Below are 22,969 nucleotides of genomic sequence, written 5' to 3'. Positions count from 1 at the left end.
GCCTCGGACGAACCCCTGCACCACATGGCCAAGCACGACAGAAAGATCACGGGAATTGGGCAGTTCGCGGCATATTCCGACGAGTTGCGCTCAACTCCATGTCGGCACGCGACGGAGGGGAGATATTCGGACATCGTCGTGCGGGGACAGCAGAGAGGGTGGCAAGGGCAACGCGATGAACGCCATGCACGCACTGCCGATCGCACCGATCCTGATCGGATCGCTCCTCGCCTGCGTCTGGCTGAACGTCAGGCGCACGCTGCTCGCCCTCGAGGCGGCACTCGCCCAGGCCCGCGAAGTGGCCCGCAGCACCCAGCACCTGATCCTGCGCCCCCTCTCCCGCGACCTGGCCGGCACACACGTGTGCACCCGCTACCACTGCGCCGGCTCCGAGTCGGCCATCGGCGGCGACCTGTACGACATCGCGGTGACGCCGTACGGCCTCAGGGTCCTGGTCGGCGACGTCCGCGGCCACGGCCTGGAGGCCCTGCGGCTGACCGCGGCGACGATCGCCGCCTTCCGCGAACTGGCCTACACCGCCCCCGATCTGCCCACCCTAGTCACCCACCTCGACAAGCGGCTCGCCCCGGAGCTGGACGCCGAGGACTTCGTCACCGCGGTGTTCGCCGAGTTCGCGCCCGGCGAGGTCCGCCTGGTCAACTGCGGCCACCCTGCCCCGCTGCGCGCCGGGCAGCGCGTCGAGCCGCTCGAACCCCGCGAGCCGGTACCGCCGTTGGGGCTGCACCCCGATCCGCGCCAGTACCGCTTCCTCCTCCAGCCCGGCGACCGGCTGCTCCTCCACACCGACGGCCTCACCGACGCCCGCTCCGCCGACGGCACCCCGTTCCCGCTCCTGACCGAGGTCGCCGACGCCCTGCGCGAGCCGCTGCCCGACGACGCGCTCGACTCGCTCTACGACCGGGTCGTCGCCCACGCCGGTGTCCGCCGCACCGACGACCTGGCCCTGGTCCTGTGCCAGCCGGCCGAGGCACCGGCACGGATCATGACCCCGACCCGCCGGCCGACCTGACGTCCGCCGCCCCGCCCCGTCCACAGGCGCCTCTCAGCCCTTTTCTACGGGCCGGTAGAGTGGCCAGGTCGTCATCACACCCGTACGGGGGGAAGCCGGTGCAATTCCGGCGCTGACCCGCAACCGTAAACCGTCCGCCGAGGGCGGCCAGCCGGACTGCTCCGTACGGTCGTGACCGGCTCACCTGTGTCGGCAGCCCGCCGGCGCACCGCACCGTCGAGGCATACGGAGCCGAGCCGCCCGGGGTGTCCCCGTGCTGCCCGCCCCCGCAGGAGAGGCACCCGCCGATCATGAACGTCGTCCGCCGCAGCGCAGCGGCCCTGGCCGCCATAGCCGTGATCGGCGCGGCCGCGCCCGCCGTCGCCGCGTCCCCCTCGCCGTCCCCCTCGGCCGCGCTGCCCGGCGGCCTGTACGGCACCGCCGACCCGAAGTACGACGGCGTCTGGCGCCAGTCGCTGGCGCTGCTCGCGCAGGACGAGGTGGGCGTGAAGCCGGCGGCGAAGGCCGTGGACTGGCTGGTGGGGCAGCAGTGCGCGAACGGGTCGTTCGCGCCGTTCCGCGCGGACGCCGCCAAGCCCTGCGACGCCAAGGTCATGGCCGACACCAACAGCACGGCCGCCGCCGTCCAGGCCCTCACCGCGCTCGGCGGCCACGACGCCGCCACCGCAAAGGCGGTCAGCTGGCTGAAGTCCGTGCAGAACAAGGACGGCGGCTGGGGCTACTCCCAGGGCGGCCCGAGCGACGCCAACTCGACCGCCGTCGTCATCGGCGCGCTCGCCGCCGCCGGGGACAAGCCCGCGCAGATCACCAAGGGCGGCAAGTCCCCCTACGACGCCCTGCTCACCTTCGCCCTCCCCTGCCACGGCACGGACGCGGCTGCCGACGCGGGCGCCTTCGCCTTCCAGCCGGACAAGAAGGGCAAGCTCGCCGCCAACGCGGACGCGACCGCGGCGGCCGTGGTGGGCGCGCTCGGCAAGGGCCTGACCGGGGCGGCCGTGAAGCCGTCCGGCACCGCCGCGACGTGCAAGGACGCGAGCGACCCCGAGCAGGCGGCGCACAACGGCGCCGCCTACCTCACCAAGGCCCTGGCCAAGGACCACCACCTGAGCACGGCCCTGCCCGGCGCCAAGCCCCAGCCCGACTACGGCAACACGGCCGACGCGGTCCTCGCCCTCGCCACCGCCGGCCGGGGCGACCGGGCGGCCGGCGCCGTGCGCTGGCTGGAGGCGAACGCCGGGCCGTGGGCGAAGCAGGCCGGACCTGCGGCGTACGCCGAACTGATCCTCGCCGCGAAGGCGTACGGCGCCGACGTGCACGACTTCGGCGGCCAGGACCTGGTGCAGCTCCTCGACGCGACCGGCCCGAAGCCGGCCGCCTCCGCCACCACTTCGGCCCGGGCCGCGGACAAGACCTCCGACAAGAAGGACGACTCGGGCTCCGGTTCCGGCTTCGGCGTCTGGTGGATCGTCGCCGTCTTCCTCGTCGCCGGCATCGGCATCGGCTTCCTGCTCAGCGCCCGCAACAAGAGGTGACAGCCGTGATCCGCCGCTGTGCCGTCCTGCTCGCCACGCTGCTGCTGGCCCTGACCGCCACCGGCCCGGCCCACGCCACCGGCTACCGCTACTGGTCCTTCTGGGACCACGCCGCCGGCCACTGGACCTACGCCACCCAGGGCCCCGCCACCGCCCGCCCCTCCGACGGCGACGTCCAGGGCTTCCGCTTCTCGGTGAGCGAGGACTCGGGCGACGCGTCGAAGCCGCGCGGGACGACGTCGTTCTCGGCGATCTGCGCGCGGACTCCGGCCCAGGAGGGCAAGAAGCGCGTGGCCCTCGTCCTCGACTTCGGCACGGCGGCGGACGCCCCGTCCGGCGAGACGCCTCCGGCGGGACGCACGGCCTGCGCACGGGTGCCCGCCGACGCCACGACGGCCGACGCGCTGGCCTCGGTCGCCAAGCCGCTCCGCTACGACACCAACGCCCTGCTGTGCGCGATCGCCGGATATCCGCAGACGGGATGCGGCGAACAGGTCGGCGGCGGCAAGAAGACGACGGCCGCCCCCGGCAAGGCGCACCAGGCCGACAAGGCGCCCAAGAGCGACAGCGGCCCGTCCGTGGGCCTGTTCGCCGGGGCGGGCGCGGTCGCCCTGCTGGGCGCGGCGGCGGTGTGGCAGGCACGGCGACGCCGGCATGGCTAGGGCCTGTTGCGAAGGTCCCGTCGTCCGCCCGAAGGGCGGGCACGGCGGCGTCCGGTGCGTGCTCTCGGCGTGCCGGGTGCAGGCCCTCGTACTGGATGTACTCGGGTCTGTGCTGGATGTACTCGGGTCTGTGCCCGGTGCGGCGAGAGTGCGTGCCGGGCGTCGCCGGGCAGGCGGGACTTTCGCAACAGGCCCAGGCCGGCCGGCGCTGCACCCCGGTGCCTGGTGGCTGTGGTCGCTCGGCCTCGGCACCGCGGCCACCCGCACCACCAACCCCCTCGTCCTCGCCCTGCTCATAGCGACGTCCGCCTACGTGGTGGTCACCTGCCGTCCCCGCGCCCCCTGGGCCCGCTCGTACACCGCGTTCCTCAAGCTCGCCCTCGCCGTCCTGGTCATCCGCCTCTTCTTCGCGGTCGCCCTCGGCTCCCCCGTCCCCGGCACGCACGTGCTCGTCACGCTCCCCGAAGTCCCCCTCCCGCACTGGGCGCAGGGCATCCGCCTGGGCGGTCGGGTCACCGCCGAGTCACTCGTCTTCGCCCTCTACGACGGCCTGAAGCTGGCCACACTCCTCATCTGCGTCGGCGCGGCGAACTCCCTCGCCAATCCGTCCCGTCTGCTGAAGTCCCTGCCGGGCGCGCTGTACGAGATGGGCGTCGCGGTGGTCGTCGCCCTCACCTTCGCCCCGAACCTCATCGCCGACGTCCAGCGTCTGCGCGCCGCGCGCCGGCTGCGCGGCCGTCCCGACAGCGGCGTCCGCGGCCTGCTGCACGTCGGACTGCCCGTCCTGGAGGGCGCGTTGGAGCGGTCGGTCGCCCTGGCCGCCGCGATGGACGCCCGCGGCTACGGCCGCACCGCCGACGTCCCGCCCGCCGTCCGCCGCACCACCGCCGCGCTCACCCTCGGCGGCCTGCTCGGCGTCTGCGCGGGAACGTACGGACTGCTGACCGCCGAAGGCGGCACCTACGGCCTGCCCCTGCTGCTCGCCGGGGTCGCCGCGGCCCTGGCCGGCCTGCGCCTCGGCGGCCGCCGCAGCCTGCGTACGCGCTACCGCCCGGACCGCTGGGACGCCCGCGCCTGGCTGGTCGCGGGGTCCGGCGCCGCGGTCGCCGCGCTGCTCACCCTCGCCGCCGCGGACGACCCGGCGCTGCATCCGGGCGTCGTCCCGCTCGTCGCCCCCGCCCTCCCGCTGTGGCCGGCGGCAGCCGTCCTCCTCGGTCTGCTCCCCGCCTTCATCGCCCCGAAGGAGCCGTCGTGATCCGCTTCGAGGATGTCTCCGTGACGTACGACGGCGCGGCCGAACCCACCGTGCGGGGCGTAGACCTCGAGGTCCCGGAGGGCGAACTGGTGCTTCTGGTCGGCCCGTCGGGGGTCGGCAAGTCCACGGTCCTCGGCACGGTCAGCGGCCTGGTGCCGCACTTCACGGGCGGCACCCTGCGCGGCCGCGTCACGGTCGCGGGCCGTGACACCCGCACGCACAAGCCGCGCGAACTCGCCGACGTGGTGGGCACGGTGGGCCAGGACCCGCTCTCCCACTTCGTGACGGACACGGTCGAGGACGAACTGGCCTACGGCATGGAGTCGTTGGGCCTCGCCCCGGACGTGATGCGCCGCCGCGTCGAGGAGACCCTCGACCTGCTGGGCCTGGCCGACCTGCGCGACCGCCCCATCACCACCCTCTCCGGCGGCCAGCAGCAGCGGGTGGCCATCGGCTCGGTCCTCACCCCGCATCCGAAGGTCCTGGTCCTCGACGAACCCACTTCGGCCCTGGACCCGGTGGCCGCGGAAGAGGTCCTCGCCGTCCTCCAGCGCCTCGTCCACGACCTGGGCACGACGATCCTGATGGCCGAACACCGCCTGGAACGGGTCATCCAGTACGCCGACCAGGTCGCCCTGATGCCGTCCCCGGGAGCACCTCCGGTTCTCGGCGGCCCGGCCGAGATGATGGCCGTGTCACCGGTGTATCCCCCGGTGGTCGCCCTGGGCCGCCTGGCCGACTGGTCCCCGCTGCCGCTGACGGTACGAGACGCACGGCGCCGGGCCGGTGCCCTCCGTGACCGTCTGTCCGGGCTCACGGCGGCACCCCACGAACCTCCCGCCGTGGTGCACCGCCCCGCCCCCGTCCCCGCCCCCTCCCCTCGCCGCTTCCGCAGGAAGACCCCGGTGAGCCCGGCTCCGGCGTTCGTCGCCGACGTCCGCTCCCTCTCGGTCCGCCGAGCTCACGTCCAAGCCCTGCGCGACGTCACCCTCACCGTCGCCCCCGGCGAGACCGTCGCCCTCATGGGCCGCAACGGCGCAGGCAAATCCACCCTGCTCAACACCCTGGTGGGCCTGGTCACCCCCACCACCGGCGAGGTCCTGACCACCGGCGTGACCCCCCACCGCACGGCTCCCCGAGACCTCGTTCGCCGCGTGGGCCTCGTCCCCCAGGAACCACGCGACCTCCTCTACGCGGACACGGTCGCGGCCGAGTGCGCCTCCGCCGACCGCGACGCCGAAGCGGCCCCCGGCACCTGCCGCGCCCTGGTCTCGAAGCTGCTCCCCGGCATCCCCGACGACACCCACCCGCGCGACCTCTCCGAGGGCCAGCGCCTCACTCTCGCGCTCGCGGTCGTCCTCACCGCGAGCCCGCCCCTGCTCCTCCTCGACGAGCCGACCCGCGGCCTGGACTACGCGGCGAAGGCCCGGCTCGTCACCCTGCTGCGCGCCCTCGCCGCCGAGGGCCACGCGATCGTCCTCGCCACGCACGACGTGGAGCTGGCCGCCGAACTCGCCCATCGAGTTGTGCTGCTCGCGGAGGGCGAGGTGATCGCCGACGGCCCCACCGCCGAGGTCGTCGTCTCCTCCCCCTCCTTCGCCCCCCAGGTCACCAAGATCCTGGCCCCGCAGGAGTGGCTCACGGTCGCGCAGGTGAGGGGGGCGCTGGGATGACCACGCAGGCCAGACCGAAGGCGCACGCCGGACCGGCCGCCCGGGCCAGGGCCATCCGCCTCGGCCCCCGCTCCGTCGCCGCCCTCGCCCTCGTCAGCGCCGTCGGCGTCGCCGCCTTCGGCTGGCCCTTCCTCGCCCCGCCCACCTCCCAGCTCAACGCCCACGCCCAGGACGCCCCCTGGCTCTTCGCCGGTCTGCTGGTCCTGCTCGTCGCCGTCGTGGCGGCGACGATCTCCGAGTCCGGCCTCGGCCCGAAGGCCGTGGCCATGCTCGGCGTTCTCGCGGCGACCGGCGCCGCCCTGCGCCCGATCGGCGCCGGGACCGCAGGCATCGAGCCGATGTTCTTCCTGATGGTGCTGAGCGGCCGGGTCCTGGGCCCGGGCTTCGGCTTCACCCTGGGCTCGCTCACGATGTTCGCGTCGGCGCTGCTGACGGGCGGGGTCGGCCCGTGGATGCCGTTCCAGATGCTGGCGATGGGCTGGTTCACCATGGGCGCGGGCCTGCTGCCGGGCCCGGACCGGCTGCGCGGCCGCGGCGAGACCGGCCTGCTCGCCGCCTACGGCTTCCTGGCCGCGTTCGCCTACGGAACGATCATGAATCTCGCCGGCTGGCCCTTCATGGGCGCCCTCGCCTCCGGCATCGCCTTCGACCCGCACGCGGCCGTCCCCGCCAACCTGGCCCGTTTCGTCGCGTACTGCGCGGCCACCTCGCTGGGCTGGGACACGGGCCGGGCCCTCGTCACGGTGGTCCTGACGCTCACGCTCGGCCCGGCCGTGCTCAAGGCGCTACGCAGGGCCACCCGCCGGGCCGCCTTCGAGACCGCGGTCACATTCGACCCCCGTTGAACGGTGAACCGCCCCACATGACTCACGTCACTCACTAAACACCCTAGTAGTGCATTTCGGACGCCATGCCCACGCCAAAAGGGCGTCCGACCTGCACTTTGAGAGCCAGATCACACGAACCCCACCGCCCCCAGATGCGACCACAACTAGTAAAAGGGGGCATTGCGGACGCCCTCCGAGCCTGTTTCTCTGGACGACGTCGCACGGCGCCGACGTACCCCCAGGGTCTCGGCGCCCACGTATGCCCCGGCCTGCGAGCGACACCCTGTCCCCGAAGAAAAGGTTCCTCGTGACTGTCTCCCGCATCGCCCGCCACCTCACGAACCCGAAGAAGGCCCTCGCCTCCGCCGCCGTGGCCGCCGCCACCGCCGGCATGGTGCTGACCGCGGCTCCCGCCCACGCCGCGACCGCCAACTCCGTCACCGAGGCCCGGTCGATCGCGCACCAGATGATCCCGAGCGCCGCGCAGTACAACGCCTTCAGCAAGATCGTCGAGCGCGAGAGCGGCTGGAACGTCACCGCGACCAACTCCTCCTCCGGCGCCTACGGCCTGGTCCAGGCCCTGCCGGGCTCGAAGATGGCCTCCGCCGGTTCGGACTGGAAGACCAACGCCAAGACCCAGATCAAGTGGGGCCTGGACTACATGAACTCCCGCTACGGCAGCCCGGTCGGCGCCTGGTCCTTCTGGCAGACCCACGGCTGGTACTGATCAGCCCACCCGGTCGAAGAACCGCACCACCTGCGGCGCCGACACCGCGAACGAACCGAAGTGGTTCACGGCCCCCTGGTCCACGACCCGCACCCTCGCCCCGATCCCGGCGAGGGTGCGTTCGCATGTCCGGGCGTTGCCGATGGGCACGTCGGTGTCGTCGTCGCCCGCGTACAGCCGCACCGGCACGTCCGGCTTCCAGTCACAGGTGTGGTCGGCCGCGCGCATCGCGGCCAGCAGCGGCCCCGCCGGGTGCCGCAGCCGCTCGTAGAAGCCGGGCGTGAGCAGCCGCTTCACGGTCGGTGCGAGTCCCCTGACCACGTCCTCCTCCTCGTGACTGCCGTCCAGGAGGCCCTCGACGCGGCTCGCGTAGGGGGCGCGGAACGCCTCGGCCGGGTCGTCGTAGAAATGGTGGAGCCTGTTCTGCGCGACCAGCCAGTACGAGATGTAGAGGACGCCGCTCGTGTCGTTGACGCGGCCGTCGAACAGAGCCGGTATCTCCTGGCCCTGAAGGTCGTACGGCCCGCTGACCGGCGCCAGCGCCTTGAGGCGGAAGTGCTGGTCGGCGCCTGATTCCAGCGCCTTCCCGAGCGCCATCGCGACCTGGCCGCCCTGGGAGAACCCGGTCGCGTAGACGTCGCCGGCGACCGGGCGGCCGAGCCGGGCCGCGGCCGTGCGGGCGGCGCGCAGCATGTCGAGGGACGCGGTGACGGAGGAGCGGGTGTCCAAGTACGGGTGCGGGCCCGGCCCCTCGCCGAGGCCCAGGTAGTCGGGCGCGGCGACCGCGCGCCCGGCCGAGGCGTTCAGATACGACGGCACCCGCCCGGTGTCCTCGCTCGCGGACGGCGCGTAGCTGCGCTTGACCATCGTGCCGTGCGTGTCGGAGACCAGGTCGAGCCGGTGGGCGCCGCCCGCGGGGAGAGTGAGCAGGCCGGTCGCGGTCGTGGGTTTCCCCTGCGGGTCCACCGTCCGGTACGTCAGCCGGTACGCCCGGACGCCGTACCGCACTTCGTCGGCCTTGACGTGCCGCCCGGCCAGGAACGTCCTGACCTGCGCGGCGTCGTGGTGGGCGACCGGAGTGACGGAGACCAGGGCGCCGCGCCGGCCGCCGGTGTGCGGGTGCTCGGCCGCCGCCGCGACCGGAGCGGCCGCGAGCCCGGCGAGCAGCAGGGCGGCCGCTCCGGCGAGTCCCCGCCGCGTCCGCCAACTACTCCTGTTTTCATGGTGTTTGCGCGTCTCATCACTCATGTCTCAGACGCTACGTACGCGAACCGCGCGCCGACATCCGAGCGTCCCCCGCCTCCATGGTGGACTTGGGTACACCGCGTCCCTACCGCCCACCGGAGAGGCCATGGCCGAGCAGAGCACCGACCCGCAGGCAGCCGATCCGGGCCGGGAGGCGCGCGGACTGCGGCTGGTGGCCGTCCTGTTGGGGCTGACCGTGGTCAGCGGGCTGATCGACGCGGTGAGTTATCTGGGGCTCGGGCACGTCTTCACCGCCAACATGACCGGCAACGTGGTCGTGCTGGGCTTCGCCGCGGCCGGCGCCCCGGGGTTCTCGGTGCCGCACACGGCGACCTCGCTGGTGTGCTTCCTGCTGGGCGCGGTGGCCGGCGGCCGGGTCGGGCGGTGGCGGGGCGAGGGCTCGCGCCGCACCTGGGCGCGGCTCGTCCTCGCCGCCGAGGCGGTCCTGGTCGGCGCGTCCGCCGCGGTCGCCTTCGCCGCCCCGCACGCCACGGCCTCCGTCTACGCCCTGATCGCCCTCACCGCCTTCGCGATGGGCCTGCGCAACGCCACGGTCCGCAAGCTGGGCGTCGCCGACCTGACGACCACGGTCCTGACGATGACACTGACCGGCCTGGCCGCCGACTCCCGCGCCGGCGGCGGCTCAGGAGGACGCTCGCCCCGCCGCTCGGCCTCCGTGGTCGCGATGGCGGCGGGCGCCGGCCTGGGCGCGTGGCTGGTGCTGCACCACGGACTGGGCATCCCGCTGCTGGTCGCGGCGGGGGCGGCGGGGCTGCTGGCGGTGGTTTCCTCGGGCCGGGAGTGAGCGGCGCACCCACGAATTCAGCCCAGTTCGACCGCGATCCGGTGGTCCGGCCTGCCGTCCTTGGCCAGGATCGAGTGCTCGACCGCGACCGCCCGGTAGAGCCGCATCCCGGAGTCGCCCCGCACGTCGTCGAGCGTCCACACCCGGCCGCCGTGCGTGAGCGAGCGGCGCGAGAACACGTCGAGCACACGCTCGGCGGCGTCCGCCTCCTCGACGGCCTCGGCGACGGCGGACATGTAGGCACCCTGACCGGTGCCGATCGCCGCCGACGAGTCGAAGACGGCGATGCCCACCTCGGGCCGTACCGCGATGTTGCGCGAGTGCCGCACGCCCGGCGAGGAGACCCACACGAACTCCCGGCAGTCCACGTGCGCGAAGTAGACGGGCGAGCTCCACGGCCGCCCTTCCCCGTCGGCGGTGGCGAGGACCATGTACAGGCCGGCGTCGACGATGCCGCGTACGATCTCGTCCGGCGTCATGAGCGGCCGCTCCTGCGGTAGTTGAGGACGAAGTCCCGCACGTACGGGCCCGTCTCGTCCTTGGCCGTCTCCCAGGCGCCGCGGATCGTGCCGCCGTCCGCACTCAGGTGACCGACGTAGCGCTGCCGGAAACTCAGGGGCGAGAAGTCCGGCTTCTCGCGCAGGAGTTGCCATACCCCGTCCTCGAAGGTCATGGCGTAGAGCCGTACGACGCCGCGGGAGTCGTAGTAGTGCTGGGTGTAGCCGCCGGTCTCCGGGTCCACAGCGATGATCGCCATGGCGTCCGGTGCGGGATCGGGCGCCTCCGTCCGCTGGGCGAGGTACTGCCGGTCCAGCGTCCACTCGAAGACACTCCGCCCGGGTGGCGCCTCCAGCCCGGGGAACTCGGCCTCCACCACCCACTCCCCGACCAGGACGTCCAGCCGGTCCAGCGCTGCCTGCCGTGCCGCAGCATCCACCGCGACCACCTCCCTCTCACAGGGCAGACGTCAGCGGCGCACGGAACTCATCGGTCGGCCACCACCTTCAGCCGCGCCGTACGCAGGCCGCTCTCGCCGGGGTGCCGGGTCCGGTTGCCCACGGTCGTAGCGGCCGCCGCCTCCGGCCCGCCGATCTCGAAGCCCAGGATCCGCAGGAACGCCACACCCGGCTCCCAGTCCCCCGGGCACGTGGCGAGCACGGTCCGCATGCCCCGCCCGGCCACCTCCTCGATCAGCCGCCGCGCGACCCCGGCGCCGACCCCCTGACGCCGGAGTTCGGGCGCCACAAGGAACACCCCGACCGAGCAACTGCCCACATCGGGATGCCGATCCACGACATCGACCAGACCCACGACGTCGTCCGCGCCCCGGCACACCACCAGCAGCCGTTTCTGCTCGAAGTCCGCGCCCTCGGGCAGCGCGTAGTACAGGCTCTGCACGTCCGCCGGAAGGGCCGGCGCCCCGGTCGCCGCGACGAAGTAGTCCTCGCAGGCGCCGAACAGCCGCCCCACGCCCGCCTCGTCCTCGGGCTGCATCTCCCGCACGGTCACCGGGCCGCCCACCGCGACCTCGATCTCGTCCATGGTCCACCTGCCCTGTCCGTGTCCGTGTCCGGCTGTTCACGGGTACGGACGGCAAGGGTAGTGCGCCGTCCCGGCCAGGATGTCAGTGCCGGGTGGCATGCTCTGCCGCCATGGACAGAGAGCAGTTCTGGCAGCTCATCGAGGCCGCCCGCGACCAGGTGCCCGACCCGGACGACGCGGAGGCGGTCGCCCGCCGGGCCTCCTCCCTGCTCGCCGAGCGGCCGGTGCCGGAGATCGTCGCGGCTCAGCAGGCACTGTGGGACGTGCTGGCCGAGTCGTACACCAACCCGCTGTGGGCCGCCGCCTACCTCGTCAACGGCGGCTGCTCCGACGACGGCTTCGACTACTTCCGCGGCTGGCTGGTCGCGCAGGGGCGCGAGGTCTTCGAGCGCGTGCTCGCCGACCCCGACGCCCTCGCGGAGATGCCTGCCGTGCGGAGCTCGGCGCAGGAGTGGTGCGAGCTCGAGTGCGAGGACGTACTGGGCATCGCGTGGAGCGCGCACCTGACGGCGACCGGCGAGCAGTTGCCCGCCGGCGCGTTCACCATCACCTACCCGCCGCTGGACCCGGCCTGGTCCTTCGACTTCGACGACACCGGCGAGATGACCCGCCGGCTGCCGCGTCTGGCCGCGCTCCAGCGCGACTGACCGGGCCCTACGCCTGCTGCGTGACACCGCCTTCCTTCGCCGCTCTGCGGGATCTCCACTCCTTGCGGAAGACGTAGACGCGCAGGGCGCCGACCGCGAGGAAGAGCAGGCCGATGCCGGCCCGGCCCAGGCCTCCTGCCGTGAAGAACCAGTAGAAGGCGAGGCCGGAGAAGAAGGCGCAGATCGCGAGGATGAGCGGTTCACGGATGTAGAAGGGCAGGACGCGGAGGATTACGTTGATCAGCATGGGGTAAGTTGATCAGTTCGCGTCAACCCCGACAAGTGGTTACTACAGCCGCTGAAGGATCGTCCCGGTGGCCAGGCCGCCACCCGCGCACATCGTCACGAGCGCGAACTCCTTGTCGCTGCGCTCCAGTTCGTGCAGGGCGCTCGTGATCAGCCTCGCCCCGGTAGCGCCCACGGGGTGCCCGAGGGCGATCGCTCCGCCGTTGACGTTGACCTTCTCCAGATCCTGCTCGAAGACCTGCGCCCAGCTCAACACCACTGAGGCGAACGCCTCGTTGATCTCGACGACGTCGATGTCCTTCAGGGACATGCCCGCCTTGCCGAGCACCGCGCGCGTCGCGTCGATCGGGCCGTCCAGGTGGAAGTGCGGGTCGGCGCCCACCAGCGCCTGGGCCACGATCCGCGCCCGCGGCTTCAGCTTCAGCGCACGCGCCATCCGTTTCGACGCCCACATGATGGCGGCCGCACCATCGCTGATCTGTGAGGAGTTGCCCGCCGTGTGGACGGCCGTGGGCATCACCGGCTTCAGGCGCGCCAGCGCCTCCATCGTCGTGTCGCGCAGCCCCTCGTCGCGGTCGACGAGCCGCCACATGCCCTGGCCGGCCCGCTGCTCGTCCTCGGTGGTGGGGACCTGGACGGCGAACGTCTCCTTCTTGAACCGCTCCTCGGCCCAGGCCACGGCGGCCCGCTCCTGCGAGATCAGGCCGAGCGAGTCGACGTTCTCCCTGCTCAGGTCGCGATGGCGGGCGATGCGCTCGGCCGCCTCGAACTGGTTCGGCAGGTCGACGTTCCACTCGTCCGGGAACGGCTTGCCGGGGCCGTGCTTGGACCCCGACCCCAGCGGCACCCGCGACATCGCCTCGACCCCGCAGCTGATCCCGACGTCGATGACACCCGCCGCGATCATGTTGGCCGTCATGTGCGAGGCCTGCTGCGAGGACCCGCACTGGCAGTCGACCGTCGTCGCGGCGGTCTCGTACGGCAGCCCCATGGTGAGCCAGGCCGTGCGCGCGGGGTTCATGGACTGCTCGCCGGCGTGGGTCACCGTGCCGCCGACGATCTGTTCGACCGCGTCGGCGGGGATGCCGGTGCGGCCGAGGAGTTCACGGTAGGTCTCGCCCAGGAGGTAGGCGGGATGCAGATTGGCGAGCGCTCCACCGCGCTTGCCGATGGGGGTGCGTACGGCTTCGACGATCACGGGTTCCGCGGCCATGGTGGGGGATCCTCTCCTCCGGTACCCGCGCGGCGCGGGGGCGTCCCGGCCGGCCCCGCCACGCTGAACTAGTACGTGTTCTAGTTCTGCATGCAGTCTGCTGACCCCACGGTCACAACCGCAAGGGTCGTGCACGCAATTCGGCGTGTCGCGCCTCTTGCCTCTTGTAGAACCCGTTATTACCTTCACGGCAAACCTGATGGATCGTCAGAACACAGGCTGGAGTCGCCCATGCCCTGTCCAGCTCTCCCCGAAGGGTTCGACTTCACCGATCCCGACCTGCTGCACCACCGCGTGCCCCTGCCGGAGTTCGCCGAACTGCGGCGGGCCGAACCGGTCCGCTGGATCCCGCAGTCGGACAACGTGGCCGGCTTCCGGGACGAGGGGTACTGGGCCGTCACCCGGCACGCGGACGTCAAGTACGTCTCCACCCACCCCGAGTTGTTCTCGTCGTGGCAGAACACGGCGATCATCCGCTTCAACGAGCACATCGAGCGCGACGCGATCGACATGCAGCGGCTGATCCTGCTCAACATGGACCCGCCGGAGCACACCCGCGTCCGCCAGATCGTGCAGCGCGTCTTCACCCCGCGCGCCATCAGGGCGCTGGAGGAACGGCTGCGCGACCGCGCCCACGCCATCGCGCAAAACGCCCGCGCCCAGGACGGCACCTTCGACTTCGTCACCGAGGTCGCCTGCGAACTGCCCCTGCAGGCCATCGCCGAGCTCATCGGCATCCCGCAGGACGACCGGGCCAAGATCTTCGACTGGTCCAACAAGATGATCTCGTACGACGACCCGGAGTACGCCATCACCGAGGAGGTCGGCGCCGAGTCGGCCACCGAACTCATCGCCTACGCCATGAACATGGCCGCCGACCGCAAGCAGTGCCCGGCCAAGGACATCGTCACCACGCTGGTGGCGGCGGAGGACGAAGGGAACCTGAACTCCGACGAGTTCGGCTTCTTCGTGCTGATGCTCTCCGTCGCGGGCAACGAGACCACCCGCAACGCCATCACCCACGGCATGCACGCCTTCCTGACCCACCCCGACCAGTGGGAGCTGTACAAGAGGGAGCGGCCGCAGACCGCGGCCGAGGAGATCGTGCGCTGGGCGACCCCCGTGAACGCCTTCCAGCGCACCGCCACCCAGGACCTCGAACTCGGCGGCAAGCAGATCAGGAAGGGCGACAGGGTCGGCATCTTCTACGCCGCCGCCAATCACGACCCCGAGGTCTTCACCGACCCCGGCAGCTTCGACATCCTGCGCGACCCCAATCCCCACCTCGGCTTCGGCGGCGGCGGCCCGCACTACTGCCTCGGCAAGTCCCTGGCCGTCCTGGAGATCGACCTGATCTTCAACGCCATCGCCGATGCCCTGCCCGGCCTCACCCTGACCAGCGACCCCGACCGCCTGCGCTCCGCCTGGATCAACGGCGTCAAGCACCTCCAGGTACAGGCCGGTTGACGAACTCGGGCCGGCGGCATCCCGGCGCCGCCGGCCCGTCACTCACGATCGCCGCATCAGCTCTTCCGTAGGCTCCAGAGCGTCGCGTGGTAGCTGCCGTCCGGCGTGGAGGGGTCCGTCGGGGCCGTCGCGCTCGTGCCGACGACCGCCCCGCCGCGGTCGGCTCCGGTCGCCGTGCCATGGACGCCACCGGCGGCGGGCAGCAGCGTGAACCGGTGCGTGTCGACCCGGTAGACGTAGGAGAACGGGCCCGGGAAACCGTCACCGACGACGAACTTTCCGGCGGCGCCGTTGATGCCCGTCCTGCCGGGTCCGGTGCCGAAGGTCGTCCTGGCCCCGGTGACGAGGTCGAGGGCGTACGCGGCCGGGGTGGCACTGGCGACGACGGTGTGCCCGGTGACGACCGGCCCGTAGGACATCTCCGGGCCCAGGTCGGTCACGGTCCCGGTGCGGATGTCGTAGGCGAAGCCGCGGGGCGCGGGAGTGTCGCCGGAGCCGCTCGGCTTCGGCTGAGTGGTGCCGACGATCGTGTGGCCGCTCATCGAGGTGGCCTTGCTGTGGACGCCGCCGACGCACAGGTCGGTCATGGTGTGCGTGCGCAGGTCGTAGACGAAGCTCTGGCCGCCGTCGAACGGCGCCGAGGGGACGTCCCAGGTGCCAGCGACGTAGCGGCCCTCGGAGATGCCGACCGCGCTGCTGATCCCCGCCGGTCCCGCCGGGCTGCCGAGATCGGTCATCGTGCCGGTGCGCACGTTGTACGCGAAGGCGTGGGTGCTCTGGTTGCCGGCCGTGCGGGCGCTGCCCACCACCGTGTCCCCGCTGATGGCGTCGACGTGGCTGCCGGTGCCGCCGAAGGTGCCCAGGGCCCGCATGTGGTGGGTGCGCAGGTCGTAGACGAAGGCGTGCTCGTCGCCGTCGGCGGTCGTGGAGTCGCCGATGACGTGGCGGCCCTGCACGGCGACCGCGCTGCTCGTGTTCCCCCCGAGCGTGCCGAGGTCGGTCATGACGTGCGTGGAGCGGTCGTAGGCGAAGGCGTGCCGCAGGAAGCCGTCGGCGAGCGCCGAGCTGCCGACGACCGTGTCACGGTCGACGGCGATCGCCGAGCTGCTGGTGCCGCCGAGGGTGCCCAGGTCGAGGGCGGTGTAGTGCGGTGGCGACGACGGCTGCGGCTGCGCGGTGTGCGCGGACGCCTGGCCCGAGCCGAGCGCGAGCAGCGTGAGCGTGGCTGCCGCGGCCACGGCGCGGGCACGGGCACGTAATCCTGCGCGTCTCATGAACCCCCCTGTGGTCGGAACGCGCGGACATGATCGATCCGTTCCTTGCTACCGTCCGCGCGCTCCGGCCAACCGCCGCGCCGCCGCATGTACGCAGAAACTCATCCGGACGACGAACGGTTGTGCGCGTCAACGGCGCATATTTCAGCGGTAGTCGGCCGCTCGGGCGACCGCGCCACCAGATGCCGTACGACGTGCTCGGCGTCCCGGCCCACGCCCTGGATCATCGACGAGGCCATCGCGTACTGGAAGAGCCGGCCGACGAAGTACAGGCCCGGCTGCGACTCCAGCACGCCGCGCTGCTGGGCCGGTTCGCCGTCCGGGCCGAAGACGGGGAGGTCGATCCAGGAGGTGTCCGGCCGGAACCCCGTGCACCACACGACGTTGGTGACATCCGCCGCGGTGCCGTCGGCGAGCACCGGGCGCCCGTCCCGCACGCCGGTCGTGCGCGCGACGCGCCGGACGCCCGCGGCCTTCAGGTCGGCGGACTCCACGCGGATCAGCGGGGCGCTGTGCGCGAGGACCTTCGGGCGGACCTTGCGGCCGATCGGCGTGCGGACGGTCAGCAGGTTGCGGAAGAGGAAGAAGAGGGCGGGGACCAGGACGCGGGCCGGGCGCCGGTCGATGTGCCATGGGAGCTGTCCCGGGTGTGGGCCGGAGAGCAGCACCCGGTGGCCGCGGGCGAGTTCGAGGGCGATGTCGGCGCCCGAGTTCCCGGCGCCGACGACCAGGACGGGGCCGTCCTGGAGCTGGCCGGGGTTGCGGTAGTCCACCGCGTGCAACTGGCTTACTTCCGGATCCAGTTGATCGGCATACTCGGGCGTCTTCGGCAGGCGGTCGTAGCCCGCCGCGATCACGACGTTCTCGGCCTCGTAGCGCAGGTCGCCGTCCGTCTCGACGAGGTAGCGGCCGCCTTCGTACGACACCCGCCGCACCGCGGTCCGGGCCCGCACCGGGAGTTCCGCCCAGGCCGCGTACGCCGTGGCACGCACCGATGACGACGCAGTAGATCATCCCGGTGCAGCGCGCGGACACCGTGCCCTCGGCGACCGTCATCATCGCGTCGTCGAGCTCGGCGAGCCCGGCGGCGATGTCGCCGTTGCTGACGAGAGCGAGGCCGCGCGTCATCGTCGTACCGGCCGCGAGGTCGGGGTCCGTGCCGGGGCGCACCGGCTCGGACAGGCGGTTCATCGCCTCCAGCATCGGCCCGAACTCGCCCGCCCGGAAGTGCAGTTCGGCCTCCAGCAGCACCAGGTAGGCGCGCTCCGGGCAGCCCGGCTCCGTCGCCGCCAGCCGCCGCGCCCGGGCCAGCCAGGCCCCCGACTGCGCGAACTCACCGCCCCACGCCAGCGCCTTGCACAGCCAGTACCCGCAGCGCAGCGCCCGTCCGACGGCCCCGGACTCGGCGTGCCCGGTGTAGGTGCGCCGGAGCAGCGCCACCGCGTCGTCGCAGTTGCCCAGCATGTCCGCGGCCTCGGCGAGCAGCTCCAGGTCGGCGGTCTCCAGCGGCCGCTCGGCGTCGGCCGCGCCCAGCACTTCGTAGGTCTCGGTCCAGGCCAGCGCACGGGCGGCCTCCCGCCCCCGCACGACCCGAGCGTCCCAGTCCATGGCGCCTCCGCTCACATTTCACCGCAAGCGGGACGCCGCTGTCAGCTCGGCGACGGTTCCTTCTCCGGCGCCGGCTCCTTGCTCGCGGCCGTCGCCATGGCCGATCGGGCCCGCGGCCCCTGGAACAGGTAGGACAGCCCGAAGCCCGCGCCCACGACCGCCGCGCCGCCCACGGCGTCCAGCACCCAGTGGTTGCCGGTGGCCACGATCGCCGAGACCGTGAAGAACGGGTGCAGCAGGCCGAGCGCCTTCATCCACCACCTGGGCGCGATGACGGCGATCACCACACCGCACCACAGCGCCCAGCCGAAGTGCAGCGAGGGCATCGCCGCGTACTGGTTGGTCAGCGCGGTGAGCGTGCCGTAGTCCGGCTTGGAGAAGTCCTGGACGCCGTGGACGGTGTCGATGATGCCGAGGCCGGGCAGCAGGCGCGGCGGGGCCAGCGGGTAGAGCCAGAAGCCGACCAGGGCCAGCAGCGTGGCGAAGCCCAGGGACGAGCGGGCCCAGCGGTAGTCGACCGGGCGGCGCCAGTACAGCACGGCGAGCACGGTCAGCGGGACGACGAAGTGGAAGGACTCGTAGTAGAAGTCGTAGAAGCCGCGCAGCCAGTCGACCTTGACCACGGCGTGGTTGACCCAGTGCTCGACGTCGATGTGCAGGAAGCTCTCGATGTCGAGGATCTGGCGGCCGTGGTGCTCGGCGCGGACCCGCCCGGCCGAGTTGGAGCCGCCGGTCGCCGCGAGCCTGACCTTCTGGTACGCGGCGTAGGTGACGCGGATGAGCAGCAGTTCCAGCAGGAGGTTCGGGCGGGTGAGGACCCGGCGCAGGAACGGCAGCAGCGGGACGTGCTTCAGGCGCGCGGGCACCGGGGCGGCGTACTCGGTCGGGATCGGCGACCGGTAGTACGGCGAGGTCCGGGACAGGAACGGCACGGCCGTCGCCGCGAGGAGGGCGGCGAGCAGGACGATGTCGTCGCGCAGGGTGTACACCGCCGACATGTTCGGCAGGATCATCTTGGCGGGCAGCGTCATCACCAGCACGACGGCCACCGGCCACACGTACCGGTCCGAGGCCCGCTTGCCGACCCGCCCGACGACCGCGAGCAGCACCCACAGCAGCTGGTGCTGCCAGGTGGTCGGGGACACGGCGATGGCCGCGCAGCCGGTGATCGCGACGGCGAGGAGCAGCTGCCCGTCGCGCGCGTAGTGCACGGCGCGGCGCACGCCGAGGACGGCGACCGCGGTGCCGAGGCCGAAGAAGAGGGCGATCTCCAGCGGGCCGGTCAGGCCCAGCCGCAGCAGTCCGCCGTGCAGGGACTGGTTGGCGAGGTCGTCGGCGGGTCCGCCCAGGCCGGTGCCCGCCATGTGGTGCACCCAGTAGGCGTACGAGTCGTGCGGCATCGCGGCCCACGCGAGCGCGGTGCACGCGGCGGCCGTGACGGCTGCGGAGACGGCGGCCCGGCGGCGGCCGGTGAACCACAGCAGCGGCGCGAAGAGCAGCACGGTCGGCTGGAGCGCGGCGGCGATGCCGATGAGCAGGCCGCTGGTGCGCTCCCCGCGGACGATGAAGCAGCCGACCAGCACGAGCAGCACCGGCAGGATGCTGATCTGGCCGAGCCAGAGGGCGTTGCGCACGGGCAGCGACAGCATGAGCAGACTGACCGCGACCGGCGCGGCCAGCAGTGAGGTCCGCCTGCTCACCGGCTGCGGCAGCGCGCGGGCCGCGACCAGCCCGAGCGCGACGACCAGCAGCAGCGTGCCGAAGGTCCAGCCCCAGCCGAGGGCCTGCTCGGCGGCGCGGGTCAGGGGTTTGAGGACGAGGCCGGCGAAGGGTGTGCCGGTGAACTGCGTGGAGTCGTAGAGCGAGCCCTTCACGTGCAGGACGCCGTTCGGGCCGACCCAGGTCTCCAGGTCGGTCAGCCGCTCGCCTCTCGGGGTGCTGAGGACGACGGCCACCTGGCGCACGGCGAGGACCGCCGCGATCAGCCACAGACCCAGGCGCGCGGCGCGCAGGCGGCCCTTGACGCCGCCTACGGCCGTCGCTCCGAAGGCTTCCGCCGGTCGCCCGCTGTGCTCCACGTTCGCCACGCCTGGTCGGCCTCCCGCCCCGTTGTGCCGTGCCCCCTGAAGGAGACGCAGGCTACCCCTGCTTCACCTGGCGTCCGTCCTGCTTTTGTCGGAAAGACGATAGTGCGCCGGGGGGCCGGTTGCCTCCGCCGGACGCGAGATGGATCACAGCGAACGCGCGTCGGAGCTGATCGGCAGCCGGGCAAACGAGCCTGTAACACGGCGTTTACCTGCACTGTGCAACGAGTCGTGTGCGTCCCGTAAGGGCAGGAAATGCCCTTATGGTCGCTGTCCGGTCCCCCGCCATCGCCGCCGAGCGGGCCGTGTCCTTGTCCCCGTCGAAAGGCAGGCGAGCGAACTCTTGGCGACCGCCACCGTCACCTCCCCTCCCGTACACACCACCCCTGAGGTCACCGCCACCGAATCCGCCCTCGTGCGCCGCGCCGTGAAGGCGGCCGCGCTGGGCAACGCGATGGAGTGGTTCGACTTCGGTGTCTACAGCTACATCGCGGTGACACTGGGCAAGGTCTTCTTCCCGTCGGGCAACCCCACCGCCCAGCTGCTGTCCACGTTCGGCGCCTTCGCCGCGGCGTTCCTGGTCCGCCCGCTCGGCGGCATGGTCTTCGGACCGCTGGGGGACCGGATCGGCCGCCAGAAGGTCCTCGCGGTGACCATGATCATGATGGCCGCGGGCACCTTCGCGATCGGCCTGATTCCGTCGTACGGCACGATCGGCGTGGGTGCGCCGCTGCTGCTGCTCCTGGCGCGGCTGGTGCAGGGCTTCTCGACCGGCGGCGAGTACGCGGGGGCGTCGACCTTCATCGCCGAGTACGCGCCGGACAAGAAGCGCGGGTTCCTCGGCAGCTGGCTGGAGTTCGGCACGCTCGCCGGCTACATCGGCGGGGCGGGCCTGGTCACCTTGATGACCGCGCTGCTGTCCTCGCACGACCTGGTGACCTGGGGCTGGCGGATCCCGTTCCTGATCGCCGGTCCGATGGGCATCGTCGGCCTGTATCTGCGGATGCGGCTGGAGGAGACCCCGGCGTTCGCGGCCGAGGTCGAGAAGGCGGAGTCGGTCCGGCCCAAGGTGCCGCTGCGCGAGATGATCACCGGCCAGTGGAGGGCGCTGCTGCTCTGCGTCGGCCTGGTCCTGGTCTTCAACGTCACCGACTACATGCTGCTGTCGTACATGCCGAGCTACCTGACCAGCGAGCTCCACTACGACGAGACGCACGGACTGCTGGTCGTCCTCGGCGTGATGGCGCTGATGATGATCGTCCAGCCCTTCGCCGGCGCCCTGACCGACCGGATCGGCCGCCGCCCGGTGATCGCCGCGGGCTGCGCGGGCTTCCTGTTCCTCTCCGTCCCGGCGATCCTGCTGATCCGCCAGGGCAGCCTGGCCGCGGTCGCCCTCGGCATGGCCGCGCTCGGCCTGCTCCTGGTCTGCTTCACCGCCGCGATGCCGTCCGCCCTCCCGGCCCTGTTCCCCACCAGGGTCCGCTACGGCTCCCTGTCCATCGGCTTCAACGTCTCCGTCTCCCTCTTCGGCGGCACGACCCCCCTGGTCGTCACGGCCCTCATCGGCGCCACCGGCAACATGATGATGCCCGCGTACTACATGATGGCCGCGGCCGTCATCGGCGGCATCGCGGTCTGGTTCATGACGGAGTCGGCCGGCCGCCCGCTGCCGGGGTCGGCGCCTTCCGTGGAGAATTGACATGCTCCTCGCCCTGAAGGGCGAGGATTCCGGCCTTCTCAACTGGTTGCTGTGCCGCTACGCGGCACGGTTTCCGGTCTCGAATCCGTGGCTTCCTGTTTCTTCGCGCTGTGCCAGAACGGATTCTGGTCTTACCGGCGCTCCGCAGGCCGATACCGCCAGTCCGGCGGCCGTCTTCACGTTGAGTGCGGCGTTGGTGTCCCGGTCGTGGAGGGTGCCGCAGGCGGTGCAAGTCCATTCCCGCACGTTGAGGGGTTTGGGTCCGTCCTTGACGCCGCAGGTGGAGCAGATCTGACTCGTCGGTTCGAACCGTCCGATCTTGACCAGGGTGCGGCCGTACCGTTGTGCCTTGTACTCCAGCATGTTCACGAACGACGTCCAGCCCGCGTCATGGACGGACTTGGCCAGCTTGGTGCGGGCCAGTCCCGCCACCGAGAGGTCCTCCACGGCGATCCCTTGGTTTTCGGAGATCAGCTTCGTGGAGAGCTGGTGGTGGAACTCGCGCCGTGCGTCGGTGACCTTGGCGTGGGCGCGGGCGACCCTGAGGCGGGCCTTGGCCCGGTTCTTTGATCCCTTCTGCTTGCGGGACAGCTCCTTTTGGGCCTTCTTCAGCTTCTTCTCCGCGCGCCGCAAAAAGCGCGGGGAGTCGATCTTCGTGCCGTCGGAGAGGACCGCGAAGTGGTTCAGGCCGAGATCGATGCCGATGGTGCGGTCGGTGTCGGGCATGCGGGCCTGGTCGGCGGTGGGGTCGGTGTCGATGACGAAGGAGGCGAAGAATCTGCCCGCCGCGTCCTTGATGACGGTGACGGAGGTGGGGGTGGTGGGCAGGGTGCGGGACCACGTCACCTTGACCGCGCCGATCTTGGGCAGGTTCAGACGGCCATGGCCGGTGATGTGCCAGCGGGCGTTGGCGGTGAACCGGATCGACTGCCGCTTGTCCTTGCGGGGCTTGAAGCGGGGTGCGCCGAGCTTGGGGCCCTTGCGGGTGCCCTTGAGGGAGGCGAAGAAGTTCCTGTAGGCGGTCTCGGCGTCCCGCAGGGACTGCTGGAGCACTACCGCGGAGAACTCGCCCAGCCAGGACCGCCCGGTGGTCTGCTTCGCCTCGGTGATCAGCTTCCGGGACAGCTGCCCGGCCGTCGGGAACGGCTGCCCGGCGCTTCGGGCGCCTTCACGGGCGCGGACCGCGTCGTTGAACACGACGCGGGCGCACCCGAACGCCCTGGCCAGCGCGGCCTGCTGAGCGGCGTCGGGGTACAACCTGAAGGCGTACCGGAGCTGCATGACGATCACACTAGGCAAGTCGAACCCACGTCGTCACCGAGAACATGCGAGCGACACGTCACCGCCACGAAGCAGGGTCCGGCTCCGCCGGAAAGCCACCGCGGCGCTCCGCCTCGCAACCACAGGATTCGCTTCACCCCCGACCCGAAGAC

At 72.0% G+C, this 22,969-nt stretch carries 21 protein-coding genes and 1 riboswitch; of the genes, 11 read left to right on the top strand and 10 right to left on the bottom strand.

Annotation, left to right across the window (positions count from 1 at the left end; translation table 11 throughout):
• The first annotated feature begins 175 nt into the window (after positions 1-175).
• From ACIBN2_RS12700 to ACIBN2_RS12670, 7 genes are all read left to right on the top strand, one after another.
• Complete coding sequence (locus ACIBN2_RS12700; protein WP_399134321.1) at positions 176-1,030, top strand: PP2C family protein-serine/threonine phosphatase; 855 nt, start codon at positions 176-178, stop codon at positions 1,028-1,030.
• Positions 1,031-1,120: 90 nt separating this feature from the next.
• Positions 1,121-1,187, top strand: a riboswitch (cobalamin riboswitch).
• A gap of 133 nt (positions 1,188-1,320) precedes the next feature.
• Positions 1,321-2,562, top strand: a complete 1,242-nt coding sequence (locus tag ACIBN2_RS12695; protein ID WP_399134320.1) for a prenyltransferase/squalene oxidase repeat-containing protein — start codon at positions 1,321-1,323, stop codon at positions 2,560-2,562.
• Positions 2,563-2,567: 5 nt separating this feature from the next.
• The gene (locus ACIBN2_RS12690) at positions 2,568-3,224 is read left to right on the top strand and encodes an SCO2322 family protein (protein WP_399134319.1); all 657 of its coding nucleotides are present in this window, start codon (positions 2,568-2,570) and stop codon (positions 3,222-3,224) included.
• 148 nt (positions 3,225-3,372) lie between these two features.
• Positions 3,373-4,479, top strand: a complete 1,107-nt coding sequence (locus ACIBN2_RS12685) for an energy-coupling factor transporter transmembrane component T (RefSeq protein ID WP_399134318.1) — start codon at positions 3,373-3,375, stop codon at positions 4,477-4,479.
• Entirely contained in the window at positions 4,476-6,152 is a 1,677-nt protein-coding gene (locus ACIBN2_RS12680) for an ABC transporter ATP-binding protein (protein ID WP_399134317.1), read from the top strand. The genes ACIBN2_RS12685 and ACIBN2_RS12680 overlap by 4 nt, the downstream gene beginning before the upstream one ends.
• Positions 6,149-6,997, top strand: a complete 849-nt coding sequence (locus tag ACIBN2_RS12675) for an ECF transporter S component (RefSeq protein WP_399134316.1) — start codon at positions 6,149-6,151, stop codon at positions 6,995-6,997. Before ACIBN2_RS12680 ends, ACIBN2_RS12675 begins: the two co-directional genes overlap by 4 nt.
• Positions 6,998-7,286: 289 nt before the next feature.
• The gene (locus ACIBN2_RS12670; protein WP_399134315.1) at positions 7,287-7,706 is read left to right on the top strand and encodes a transglycosylase SLT domain-containing protein; all 420 of its coding nucleotides are present in this window, start codon (positions 7,287-7,289) and stop codon (positions 7,704-7,706) included.
• Here ACIBN2_RS12670 and ACIBN2_RS12665 read toward each other — a convergent pair whose 3' ends face one another.
• Positions 7,707-8,954 (bottom strand): alpha/beta hydrolase, encoded by a 1,248-nt coding sequence (locus ACIBN2_RS12665; RefSeq protein ID WP_399134314.1) that lies wholly within the window; start codon positions 8,952-8,954, stop codon positions 7,707-7,709. It lies immediately after the preceding gene.
• 103 nt (positions 8,955-9,057) lie between these two features.
• Here ACIBN2_RS12665 and ACIBN2_RS12660 point away from each other — a divergent pair, with 103 nt between their 5' ends.
• Positions 9,058-9,756 carry a YoaK family protein gene (locus ACIBN2_RS12660; protein ID WP_399134313.1) on the top strand — a complete coding sequence of 233 codons (699 nt, stop codon included), beginning with the start codon at positions 9,058-9,060 and terminating at the stop codon, positions 9,754-9,756.
• A gap of 17 nt (positions 9,757-9,773) precedes the next feature.
• Here the strand turns inward: ACIBN2_RS12660 and ACIBN2_RS12655 are convergent, their stop codons facing one another.
• From ACIBN2_RS12655 to ACIBN2_RS12645, 3 genes are read right to left on the bottom strand one after another with little or no spacing between them, the layout of a single operon-like run.
• On the bottom strand, positions 9,774-10,235 hold the full coding sequence (locus ACIBN2_RS12655; protein WP_399134312.1) for a pyridoxamine 5'-phosphate oxidase family protein: 462 nt from the start codon (positions 10,233-10,235) through the stop codon (positions 9,774-9,776).
• Positions 10,232-10,693 (bottom strand): hypothetical protein, encoded by a 462-nt coding sequence (locus ACIBN2_RS12650; protein ID WP_399134311.1) that lies wholly within the window; start codon positions 10,691-10,693, stop codon positions 10,232-10,234. The genes ACIBN2_RS12655 and ACIBN2_RS12650 overlap by 4 nt, the downstream gene beginning before the upstream one ends.
• 47 nt (positions 10,694-10,740) lie before the next feature.
• Positions 10,741-11,298 carry a GNAT family N-acetyltransferase gene (locus tag ACIBN2_RS12645; protein ID WP_399134310.1) on the bottom strand — a complete coding sequence of 186 codons (558 nt, stop codon included), beginning with the start codon at positions 11,296-11,298 and terminating at the stop codon, positions 10,741-10,743.
• Positions 11,299-11,408: 110 nt separating this feature from the next.
• On the opposite strand from ACIBN2_RS12645, the gene ACIBN2_RS12640 reads away from it, so the two are divergent.
• Positions 11,409-11,945 carry a DUF4240 domain-containing protein gene (locus tag ACIBN2_RS12640; RefSeq protein ID WP_399134309.1) on the top strand — a complete coding sequence of 179 codons (537 nt, stop codon included), beginning with the start codon at positions 11,409-11,411 and terminating at the stop codon, positions 11,943-11,945.
• A 7-nt stretch (positions 11,946-11,952) separates the two neighbouring features.
• On the opposite strand, the gene ACIBN2_RS12635 is transcribed toward ACIBN2_RS12640, so the two are convergent.
• Positions 11,953-12,192, bottom strand: a complete 240-nt coding sequence (locus ACIBN2_RS12635; protein WP_399134308.1) for a hypothetical protein — start codon at positions 12,190-12,192, stop codon at positions 11,953-11,955.
• A gap of 42 nt (positions 12,193-12,234) precedes the next feature.
• Positions 12,235-13,404 carry a steroid 3-ketoacyl-CoA thiolase gene (locus ACIBN2_RS12630; RefSeq protein WP_399134307.1) on the bottom strand — a complete coding sequence of 390 codons (1,170 nt, stop codon included), beginning with the start codon at positions 13,402-13,404 and terminating at the stop codon, positions 12,235-12,237.
• 231 nt (positions 13,405-13,635) lie between these two features.
• Here ACIBN2_RS12630 and ACIBN2_RS12625 point away from each other — a divergent pair, with 231 nt between their 5' ends.
• Positions 13,636-14,871: a cytochrome P450 gene (locus ACIBN2_RS12625; protein WP_399134306.1), complete on the top strand. Its 1,236-nt coding sequence runs from the start codon at positions 13,636-13,638 to the stop codon at positions 14,869-14,871.
• A gap of 56 nt (positions 14,872-14,927) precedes the next feature.
• On the opposite strand, the gene ACIBN2_RS12620 is transcribed toward ACIBN2_RS12625, so the two are convergent.
• From ACIBN2_RS12620 to ACIBN2_RS12610, 3 genes are all read right to left on the bottom strand, one after another.
• Positions 14,928-16,145, bottom strand: a complete 1,218-nt coding sequence (locus ACIBN2_RS12620; RefSeq protein ID WP_399134305.1) for a hypothetical protein — start codon at positions 16,143-16,145, stop codon at positions 14,928-14,930.
• Between the two features lie 101 nt (positions 16,146-16,246).
• Positions 16,247-17,137, bottom strand: coding sequence for a flavin-containing monooxygenase (locus ACIBN2_RS12615; protein WP_399134304.1), 891 nt, complete (start codon positions 17,135-17,137; stop codon positions 16,247-16,249).
• A 657-nt stretch (positions 17,138-17,794) separates the two neighbouring features.
• Positions 17,795-19,840 carry a bifunctional glycosyltransferase 87/phosphatase PAP2 family protein gene (locus ACIBN2_RS12610; protein ID WP_399134303.1) on the bottom strand — a complete coding sequence of 682 codons (2,046 nt, stop codon included), beginning with the start codon at positions 19,838-19,840 and terminating at the stop codon, positions 17,795-17,797.
• A gap of 340 nt (positions 19,841-20,180) precedes the next feature.
• Here ACIBN2_RS12610 and proP point away from each other — a divergent pair, with 340 nt between their 5' ends.
• Entirely contained in the window at positions 20,181-21,536 is a 1,356-nt protein-coding gene (gene proP / locus ACIBN2_RS12605; RefSeq protein ID WP_399134302.1) for a glycine betaine/L-proline transporter ProP, read from the top strand.
• A gap of 57 nt (positions 21,537-21,593) precedes the next feature.
• Here the strand turns inward: proP and ACIBN2_RS12600 are convergent, their stop codons facing one another.
• Entirely contained in the window at positions 21,594-22,817 is a 1,224-nt protein-coding gene (locus ACIBN2_RS12600) for an RNA-guided endonuclease InsQ/TnpB family protein (RefSeq protein ID WP_399134301.1), read from the bottom strand.
• Between the last annotated feature and the right edge of the window lie 152 nt (positions 22,818-22,969).

The organism is Streptomyces sp. NPDC050534 (genome assembly GCF_044457745.1).
Classification (GTDB): Bacteria; Actinomycetota; Actinomycetes; order Streptomycetales; family Streptomycetaceae; genus Streptomyces.
The sequence above is the reverse complement of the archived record's forward strand: the minus strand, read 5'-3'. Positions and strand labels throughout refer to the sequence as shown.